Source organism: Synechococcus sp. R60.1, from assembly GCF_047461835.1.
GTDB lineage: Bacteria > Cyanobacteriota > Cyanobacteriia > Thermostichales > Thermostichaceae > Thermostichus.
Genome location: NZ_JANSIA010000104.1, coordinates 1 through 9,498 on the forward strand (window position 1 = coordinate 1; position 9,498 = coordinate 9,498).

Here is a 9,498-nt window from a genome sequence, read left to right on the forward strand (position 1 = left end):
TTGGAAACAAACAGAATGCTATCGCTGCATAGTTGAACAGTGATGTTCAGCAGTGTTCAGCGTAAATGTATCAGCACAGCCAATGGATGGAGCAAATAGAGCGGGTGCAGGGATCCCTGGCGGCCTTGGCAGCGGATCCCACCCCGGAAGCCCTGGAACAAGCCCGTCAGCAACTGGGCAACTTGAAAACCAATCTTGCCACTTGGATGCGGCTGGAATCTCTGCGCAACCCCTATCGAGTTCAAGTTTGGGGCAACCGTCTCGCGGCTTTGGAGATGATGCTGCGCTACGGAGAGCAAACCCTGATGAGGGCATGAAGCTCCCCTCTTGCGGGATGGGGATCCCATCTATCCCCAGAACTTCCCCAGAACCGAAAAAAACTGTTATGGGGTATCTTTCGGCATTTCCTCTGCGGGGTCAGGCCCTGTATCCGGCTCCTTGAGGAGAGCAGAGTCCTCAGGGCTGGGCAAGGACTCTGTCCTGCTGGCGCGAACCGCTTCCGGGGAGGTTTCTGGCTCCTCGTCATCGCTACGCGACGCTTCTGGGAACCCGTCAGCAGTGTGTGGCGCTGAAGCGGGCTGAGCAGCAACAGGTTCAGGAGCAGAAGGAGGAGGTGCAGCTGGGATCCCGGCTTCTTCTGCAGGAACAACCGCAGGTGGCTGAGCAGCTTCTTTTTCCTTTTGCTGTTCGTAGCGGCGACGTTTGTTGCCCTCATCCACCAGCACGTACACCAGGCTGAGGAGAGAGAGCCCTGCTGTTCCAACCAAAACCCAAAGTAAGTTGTTGTCTATGGTCATGGGGTGAGCTCCGTCAAACGCTGCTGGCGATGGAGGGATATTGCTCCTTAAGGCTTGATCTTACCGTTGAAGCCGCTCTGCCAAATCCTTCTGCCAAATCTTAAAGATTGGAAAGGTTGGGTTCACAGTTTTGTTGTTTTGTGTGTCATGCGCTATCTCAAGTTCTACAAGCCTTATGGCGTGCTCACCCAATTCACCGACCGAGAGGGACGGCCCACCCTCCAGTCTTTTATCCCAGTGCCCAGGGTTTATCCGGTGGGGCGACTGGATCGCGACAGCGAAGGGCTGCTCCTGCTGACCGATGATGGTCGCCTCAATGCCCGCTTGATCGATCCCAAGTTCGGCCATGAGCGCATCTACTGGGTTCAGGTGGAAGGGATCCCCACCCCCCAAGCCCTGCAACAGCTGCAACAGGGGCTGATCATCCAAGGGCGAAAAACGCGCCCGGCCCAGGTCAAAGTCTTGGCTGAGGAACCCACCCTGCCGCCACGGGATCCCCCCATCCGCTTTCGCCGCTCCATCCCCACCACCTGGCTGGAACTGACGCTGCGGGAGGGTCGCAATCGCCAGGTGCGCCGCATGACTGCCGCCGTTGGGATCCCAACTTTGCGGTTGGTTCGGGTTGGACTGGGGCCCCTCTCTCTGGCGGGGCTTGCTCCCGGCCAGTGGCAAGATCTCAGTGAGGTAGAACTGGCCCAACTGCGGCAATATTGTTTTTCTCAAACCATTAGAGTCATTTCAAGTTAGATTAAGACGCTTCCTATTCGCTCGGCAGTGAGGAGCTGGGAAGCAAGACAACGGAACAGTTTTATTCCCTCTTAAATGACTATAAACTAGGACACTGCATCCACACCTAAGACGTTGAACGCACAGGGCCGGAAGGCTTTTCTCCGTAGCTTAGGCGTTTCACCCTAACCTGAAATGACCATAACTTAACTCACATTGATCATTACTGAGCATTTGATCACTACATTGTTAATGATTGCCCTATGATTGCCCTTGTTCCCAATTGTTCTTGAGCCCACTCAGTCGGGCATGAGGGCGTGGACGCGCTTGCCACCATTGGGGTAGAGAAGGGCCCGCTTGGGGCCGTGGATGGGATCCTCGACGATAATCGTCTGGTCGCGGCTGGCCCCCAGAGAAACAATGGCAATCGGCACCTGCATCAACTGTGCCAAAAACTTCAGGTAATCATGGGCTTCGGGGGGCAAGTCTTGGATGGAGCGGCAATCTTTGGTGGAACATTTCCAGCCCGGCAGGGTTTCGTAGATGGGTTTGCACTGGGCGAAAACCCGGGCATCGCTGGGAAAGTGACGAATTTCCCGCCCCTGGTACTCGTAGGCCACGCACACCTTGATCTCATCCAAGCCATCCAGCACATCCAGTTTGGTGATGGCCAGGCAGTCTAGGCCATTGATTCGCACCGCGTAGCGCCCAATTACCCCGTCAAACCAGCCGCAGCGCCGTTGTCGCCCTGTGGTGGTGCCAAATTCAGCACCGGTTGCCCCCAGGTACGCCCCGATCTCATCTTTGAGCTCGGTGGGGAAAGGGCCTTCGCCAACGCGGGTGGTGTAGGCTTTGGCCACCCCGATCACCCGGTCAATACTGGTGGGGCCGATCCCAGCGCCAATACAAGCGCCACCGGCAATGGGATGGGAGGAGGTGACGTAGGGGTAGGTGCCGTAGTCGAGATCCAACAGGGTGCCTTGAGCCCCTTCAAACAGGATGTTCTCCCGATCTTCGATGGCTTGGGTGAGAAGCAGAGCAGCGTCGGTAACATAGGGGCGCAGCCGCTCGGCATAGGCCAGGTATTGCTCGATAATTGGCTCGGGATCCAAGGGCGGCAAGTTATAGATCTTTTCCAGCAAGACATTTTTGTAGGGAATGGCCCAACTGAGGCGCTCCCGCAGCTGGTCAGGGTACATCAAGTCCACGACGCGAATGCCCATGCGCTCGGCCTTGTCGGCATAGGTGGGGCCAATGCCCCGGCCGGTGGTGCCCAGCCGGTAAATGCCACGCCGCTCCTCTTCTGCGATGTCAATGACCCGGTGGTAGGGCAGGGTAACGTGGGCTGTTTCGGCAATGAACAGGTTGTCGGTGGAAATGCCCAATTGATGCAGTTGGTCGATCTCGGCCAGCAGAACCTCGGGATCGATCACCGTGCCGCTGGCGATGATGCAGCGTTTGTCGGGGTAGAGAATGCCAGAGGGGATCAAGTGTAGCTTGAAGGTTTGGCCCCCCACCACCAGGGTATGCCCTGCATTCACCCCACCTTGATAGCGGACGACCACATGGGCCTTTTCACTGAGGAGGTCGGTGATCTTCCCTTTTCCTTCATCGCCCCACTGGGCACCGACAACCACGACGTTTGCCAAGAGCTTCTCCTACAGTCCGTAGATGGCACAAAAAATCCCCTTTGCGGGGGTTGCTGCACTAATCTACCGCATCGCTCCGGGCGATGTTGAGAGATCAGGACAAAAAGATTAACAATCGATTAACTTTTCTCCGGCAGGGGACAACGTGGAGATGGGCGGGATCCCCGAACCCTCTGGCAAGCCAACAGAGATTCCCCAGTTGCCCTCGCCTTCAGCTCCCCGGCTTGAACAGGCCAATGGCCGTGACCTGGTTGGATCCCACCTCAAAGGCAAAGGCCAGGCCCAGGGCATCGTAGTTGACGTAGTAGCGGTCGTCGCGCAGATATTCTCGGCTTCCCTTGGGATAGGGTACCACCTCGTTGTAGCCGTTCTCGCCGGGCCCGCCGTAAACGGCGATCACTTCCGAATAGGTGGAGCCGATGCGGATCCCTTCGCCGGTCATGGCTTCCGGGTGGGTAGTGTAGATGCGGTTGGCGAAAAAGCTATCCACAATGCCCGGATGACGGTAGGTGAAGAGGATGTAGTCCTGCAGGTAAAAGATCTTCAGGTCGCTGTTGGGCTGAAACACATTAGCTCCGGAGGCTGCTGGGATCTGATCGACATTGCCCAGCAGGTGGGTATCCACGTTGCGGGTATCCATGCCCAGCTCAAAGCGACCGACTCGACCCTCTTGCACCAGCACTGTAGGCCGTGGGGGCAGGGCAGGTCGCCGGGGGGGCAAGGCCAGCGCTTGCAGGCCGGCATTCAGCCAAGCATTGTCATCTCCTTCCACGGTCTGCAAGGGCACCAGACCCCGCTCCAAAGAGCGACCATCCCCTGTTTTCCAGGTGGCCACGGCCAGTTCCACCGCCGCGCCGGAGGGGAGAGCAAAGAAGCGGGTTTGTCGTTCGCTGCCCTGGGTGGGCTGCCCCAAAATGAGGGTGCTACCGCTGGATCCCAACTGGGCAGCCAGGAGGGTGGCCCCCTGGCGGGTGTTGCCATCCACCAGAACGGCCAACGGGATCCCGGCGGCAATGGGCAGATTTTCGCTGTTCCAGAGGGTGGGCTGCCCGAATCGGTCTTCGGTAATCAGCAGCGGCTGGACGGAGCGGGGCAGAAATAGGCGCGCCACATCTGCTACCACTTGGGGGTCGTAGCCCACCGAGCCGCGCAGGTCGAGGACAATGCCCTGGCTGTAGTCTTGGGTGTAGAGGGTTTGGCGGATTTGCTGAGCTGTGGCCGGGGTGAGATCCGGCACTGCCAAATAAACCTGGCGCGGGCCGATCCCGCGGGCTTGTACAGGAGGACGAGGACGGTTGAGCAAGTCCTTAAAAGCTTGCGGATCCCAGAAACGATCGGCGGGATCCCCATACTCCCGCAGGATCTCTTGAATGAACTCGTACTCCACCTCAATGGGGGGGCGGGGATCCCCGTAGCTTCGGGCCAACAGGCGGGTGTAGAGGTCGTTGTAACTGACTGCGGCAGCTTGGTTGCCTGCACCCAAGGACTCGTTGATGAACAATCCCACCAGATGGCGGAGATCCAGCCCGACCGGCTCACGGGGAGGGGAAGGGGCTGCCGGGATCCCTGGATCGGGAAACGAACCTTGGGGATCCGAGGGCATGATGGGCACAGGAGGCAAGGCCGATTGGCCCACAGCGCTGCCGGGCGAGATCCCGGCGATCAGGGTGAGGATCCCCCAAGCCCCAAGTACGCGCGCAAATCCCTTCATGGCAGCCTGCCCTCTTGCAGATGTTGCGAATAGGATAAACCCTAAACGCTCCCCTTTGCCACTGCCAGCAGTGGTAGATATCTATTTTTTGCGACTTGGAACACTAGGGGCTGCGCCCCCTTGCTTTTGAAGGAAATGCCCTCAGCCAGAAAATCCCCAGCGCATTCACTTGCCTTTTTTGTCCTTTTTGCTCGGCTTGGGCTTTTCTGCTGCCGGGATCTCTGTAGCGGTCTCTGCCGCTTTCTCCTCAACTGGGAGCGTTGCCTCTGCCGCAGAGGCTGAGACGGTTTCAGCAGGGGATGCTTCTACAGCCTTTTCTGTAGCTGGCTCGGCTTCCGCAGCTGCAGCTTCTCCATCCGTTTCCGCCCCCGTAGCCGTCTCTGATGAGGATTCAATTGCCTCAGGGATCCCAGATACCTCTGCTTCTGGCCCATCGGCCTCAAACTCGGCCTCTGGCACTGCAACCTTCTCCTCCGAGCTTGCCAAAGAAGTGGGCGCCTGGGTTGGATTCCCCTCGCTATCGACCCAGTTGACCGTGGTCTGAGACTTCAGCCAGGCCATCACCTTGTTGGTCAGCAAGCTTTCATAGACGGCTTGGCGTACTCGTTCCCGATCCAGCTTTTGGCCTTGCTGGGCATAGGCCGCCATCACTTCTTCCACTTCCACGTCCAACTCCGTAGAGCCTACGGCAATTTGCTCTTGCCGAACGATGGCGCTCAGGGCCAAGGTGCGCCGCAGCCGGTCGATGGCTTCGGGTCGGTGGCGCTCTTTCAACTGGTTAAGGGTTTCGGGAGGCAACTCGGACAAGAACTTACGGAGCTCCCCCGGCTTGATGCCTTCCTGCCGCAGGGCCTGGAGACTCTGGGCCAGCAGTTGTGTCGTTTCTTGTTCGATGAGGGTTTCCGGCAAATCCACCTCAGTAGTCTCCAAGATGGCGTTGAGGATGGCGGTTTCCAGGTTCTCCTCAGATTGTGTCAGGGCATCCTGTTCGAGGCGCTTTTGCAGGTGTTCCCGCAACTCGGCTACCGTTTGGAAGCTGCTGATCTCTTGCACAAAGGCATCGTCCAATTCGGGCAGCTCTTTGGCCTTGATCTCCTTCAGGGAGACGATGAAGGTAACCGTTTTCCCGGCCAACTCTTCTCTGAAGTAGTCATCGGGAAAGGTGGCTGCAATCTCCTTGGTTTCGTCGAGCTGCATGCCCACAATGCCCGCCACAAAACCGGGGATGAAGTTGTCTTCCTTGAGTTCCAGCTGGAAGTCCTGGGTGGTCATCTCGTCGAGGGGATTGCCTTCTGCATCGCGGGCTGCAAAATCGATCACCACCACATCCCCCAACTGAGCAGGCCGATCTTCTACCGGCAAGAGGGTGGCCCGCTGATCCCGCCATCGGTCGATGAGCTGGTCAATTTGCTCAGGCTTGACGTCAACACGGGTTGCCGTAACGGTCAGCCCTTTGTATTGGCCAACGCGGGCTTCGGGGTACACCTCAACATATCCTGAGAAGCTGAAGTCTGCTTCGGGGTTGAACTGAGCCAAGAGCTGACCCACCTCATCATCCAGCTCGAACCGGCTAATGGGAGTGAGCCGAGCTTCCTTGAAAGCCTGTTGAATGGCCTCGCTGATCAGGTCATCCACAGCACTGGCCAGGATGCGCTCGCGGCCCACCTGCCGCACAACGAGGTTGCGGGGGGCCTTGCCCTTGCGGAATCCCGGAATTTGGATATTCTGCTCCAGTTGACGCAAGGTTTTTTCGTAGGAGCGCTTCACCCGGTCGGCTTCTACCACGATTTTGAGACCGACCCGGCTGCCAGGGCGTTTTTCTTGGATAACCTGCATAGGAAGTATGAGCTAGGGAGAGGGGCAAGTAGGAGTTCAATTCTACCTCAACGGCCTGTGGGTCAACCTGGGGATTTTAGGCAGGGGATCCCTCGGTGGCCACTTCTTTCACATCCTGGATGTCCTCTTGGGGTTCGGCACGCTTGCTGGGAGGCAGTTGCTTCACTTTGGCTTCCAGCTCCACCACCATTTCCTTGAGTTCGGTGATGGTGACCTCCTTCTCCTGCAGTTGCCGATTTTTTTCCCGGGCTTCGATGCTGAACTGTACGCGCATCCAGAGGCTATACAGCCAGGCGAGGGCGGCCCCAATCCCAGCAGCAGCCAGAAGTTCCATCACCAGAGGGCTTTCGATGCTGACGCCAGGGGCAAAAGTAACCGTGACCGGGGTGGCGTTTTGCATGGCGAAGAGAGCGATTCCTAGGAGAGCCGAGAACAGGATCAGGTAGTTGAACAGTCGCATAATTTTCTCCTCTTGTCTCCTCTTGAGAGGGATCCACTACGGCTTGCCAGCACCAGGATACTCATAAACGGGGATCGGTTTCTTAGAAAAACCAGCCATAGCTGTGTAAGCCTTTGCCCAGAAAGTTGACCCCCAGGTAACATACCCAAACCACTCCAAAACCCAAGCTGGCCAAGAGGGCGGGGCGTCTGCCTTGCCAGCCTTTGGTGATGCGGGCATGCAAATAGGCAGCGAAGACCAACCAGGTAATTAAAGCCCAGGTTTCTTTCGGATCCCAGCTCCAGTAGGTACCCCAGGCTTCGTTGGCCCAAACGGCGCCGGCGATAATGCCGATGGTCAACAGGGGAAAGCCCAGCCCGATCAGCCGGTAGCTGGTGTTGTCCAAGATTTCTGCCAGGCTCAGCCGTTGCCAGGGGATCCCTTCGGGGGCCGGTTGGGGAGGGAGTTCAGCCGACGAGGGGGCAGGACGGGGGGAGCGGAGGCCGGCGTAGGCCAGTTCTGAAGCCGGGGAAGGCAGGGTGGCTTCCGCCCATTCGGGATGGGTTTGGGGTTGGGGAGGGCGAAATTGCAGGCCGAGGGAGTTGCCCTTGAGATGCACTTCCTGACCGCGAGTGACGATGAGAAAGCTGATGGAGAGAAGGGATCCCACCAGCAGCGCCGCGTAGGCCAGCAACATCACAGTCACGTGCATCATCAGCCAGTTGGATTGCAAAGCCGGCACGAGGGGCTGGGCTACCTGCATATCTTCCGGCAGCACCAAGGCAGCAAAGGCTACGATCCCGGTTACAACTGGGGCAGTCATGACCCCCACCCAGCGGCTGCGGCTCCAGTGGAGGGCCAGCAGGTGCAAAGCGGTGATCCCCCAGGCCAGGAAAAACAAAGACTCGTACAGATTACTCAAGGGGAAGTAGCCTGCATCGATCCAGCGGGCCGTCAACAGGGCGGCCATCGTCAAGTTTGCCCCGATCATCCCCGCTAGGCCCAATTCGGCCAAAAGCTGCACCTGGGGAAAAGCTGCCCCACCCCAGTAGAACAGCATGGCCCCCAGAGAAATGGCAAACGCCACGTTGTTGAGCAGAGCTTGCCACTGGGCCAGATCCATGCCCGCAAGAGCTGTTATCGCCAACAGAGCCATACACGACCTCAAAAGTGTCTCCGACCCGGCTTGAGCCAGGCCAGTTGATCCCATTCTAGGGCGGGGGAAGGGATCTTCCCCAAAGGACACATGCTGGTAATGTGGGGATGGCTTGTCTGCGGCTCGGCAGGATACAAAGAGCATTGGGATGTAGGGCTCATGCAAGAACACGCGGGAAATGCCAGGTTGAGAAGGTGGGGGTTGTTGAGATGGTGGATCTGTCTGTTGGCCGCCCTCGTTTTGGCCTCTTGTGGGGGATCCCCGCCTAAACCCCCGCAGGAACAGCTTCCCCAGCTAGAGCGCGTGCCGGTTCCCCCGGAGATTGCCAAGCTGGATGCCCATTTGCAGTATTGTCGCCCGCAAGTTCAGATCCTCAGCCCCAAGCCAGGTGAGGTGTTGCCAGAGCGGCAGGTAACCGTTCGCTTCGCGGTGCAAGGGTATCCGCTTTTCCAAGATCCGCAATTGGGTCTTGGCCCTCATCTGCACGTGGTGCTGGACAACCGGCCCTACATCGCCCATTACGATGCCGATGCTCCCCTCGTTTTCAAGGATTTGGAGCCGGGATCCCATACTCTGCGGGTGTTTGCCGGCAAACCCTGGCACGAGAGCTTCAAAAACTCTGAAGCCTATGCCCAGGTCAGCTTTCACGTGTTAGCTCCCACCCCTGAGTACGTACCACAGCCGCAACTGCCCCTGCTCACCTACAACCGCCCCACAGGCAGCTACGGGGCCGAGCCAATCTTGGTGGATTTCTGGCTGGCCAATGCCCCGGTGCGGGAGAGCCTGTTGAGTGACTTGCCACGGGATTGGCGGATCCGCTACACCCTCAACGGCCAATCCGGCCTGCTGGATCGCTGGGAGTCTTTTTATCTGAAGGGCTTCAGGCCCGGTCGCAATGTGATGGTGCTGGAACTGGTGGACAGCAAAGGGGATCCCATCCGCAATGTGTTCAACAGCGCCGCCCGCGAGATCACCTACACCCCTGGCGGCCAAGACACCCTCTCCAAGCTGGTTCGGGGGGAGCTAAAAGCCGAAGAGGCCCTGGCCATCGTCCAGCCCCAGCCCACCCCTACCCCAACTCCGACACCGGAGCCCACCCCGACTCCAGAACCCACGCCCACTCCTACTCCGACGCCAACACCAACTCCGACACCCACGCCCACTCCTACTCCGACGCCAACGCC

General features: G+C 58.5%; 8 protein-coding genes and 1 pseudogene. 3 read left to right on the forward strand and 6 right to left on the reverse strand.

Annotated features, from left to right (window positions below; all coding sequences use genetic code 11):
• Positions 1-65: 65 nt before the first annotated feature.
• Positions 66-317 carry a hypothetical protein gene (locus NW834_RS12220; RefSeq protein ID WP_414390272.1) on the forward strand — a complete coding sequence of 84 codons (252 nt, stop codon included), beginning with the start codon at positions 66-68 and terminating at the stop codon, positions 315-317.
• Positions 318-383: 66 nt separating this feature from the next.
• Here NW834_RS12220 and NW834_RS12225 read toward each other — a convergent pair whose 3' ends face one another.
• The gene (locus NW834_RS12225) at positions 384-797 is read right to left on the reverse strand and encodes a hypothetical protein (protein WP_414343809.1); all 414 of its coding nucleotides are present in this window, start codon (positions 795-797) and stop codon (positions 384-386) included.
• Between the two features lie 147 nt (positions 798-944).
• On the opposite strand from NW834_RS12225, the gene NW834_RS12230 reads away from it, so the two are divergent.
• Positions 945-1,544, forward strand: a complete 600-nt coding sequence (locus NW834_RS12230) for a pseudouridine synthase (RefSeq protein WP_041436950.1) — start codon at positions 945-947, stop codon at positions 1,542-1,544.
• A gap of 278 nt (positions 1,545-1,822) precedes the next feature.
• On the opposite strand, the gene NW834_RS12235 is transcribed toward NW834_RS12230, so the two are convergent.
• The 5 genes from NW834_RS12235 to ccsB form a co-directional block, all read right to left on the reverse strand.
• A complete protein-coding gene (locus NW834_RS12235) occupies positions 1,823-3,172 on the reverse strand; it encodes an adenylosuccinate synthase (protein ID WP_414332548.1) in 1,350 nt (449 codons plus the stop codon).
• A 211-nt stretch (positions 3,173-3,383) separates the two neighbouring features.
• Entirely contained in the window at positions 3,384-4,883 is a 1,500-nt protein-coding gene (locus NW834_RS12240; RefSeq protein ID WP_414418618.1) for a S41 family peptidase, read from the reverse strand.
• Positions 4,884-5,048: 165 nt separating this feature from the next.
• Positions 5,049-6,719, reverse strand: a complete 1,671-nt coding sequence (gene tig / locus NW834_RS12245; protein ID WP_414418617.1) for a trigger factor — start codon at positions 6,717-6,719, stop codon at positions 5,049-5,051.
• 76 nt (positions 6,720-6,795) lie between these two features.
• Complete coding sequence (locus tag NW834_RS12250) at positions 6,796-7,179, reverse strand: lipopolysaccharide assembly protein LapA domain-containing protein (protein ID WP_414418616.1); 384 nt, start codon at positions 7,177-7,179, stop codon at positions 6,796-6,798.
• A gap of 82 nt (positions 7,180-7,261) precedes the next feature.
• Entirely contained in the window at positions 7,262-8,281 is a 1,020-nt protein-coding gene (gene ccsB / locus NW834_RS12255) for a c-type cytochrome biogenesis protein CcsB (protein ID WP_414388903.1), read from the reverse strand.
• 258 nt (positions 8,282-8,539) lie between these two features.
• Between ccsB and NW834_RS12260 the strand changes: the two are divergent.
• Positions 8,540-9,498, forward strand: a pseudogene (locus NW834_RS12260) (hypothetical protein); the annotation flags it as partial.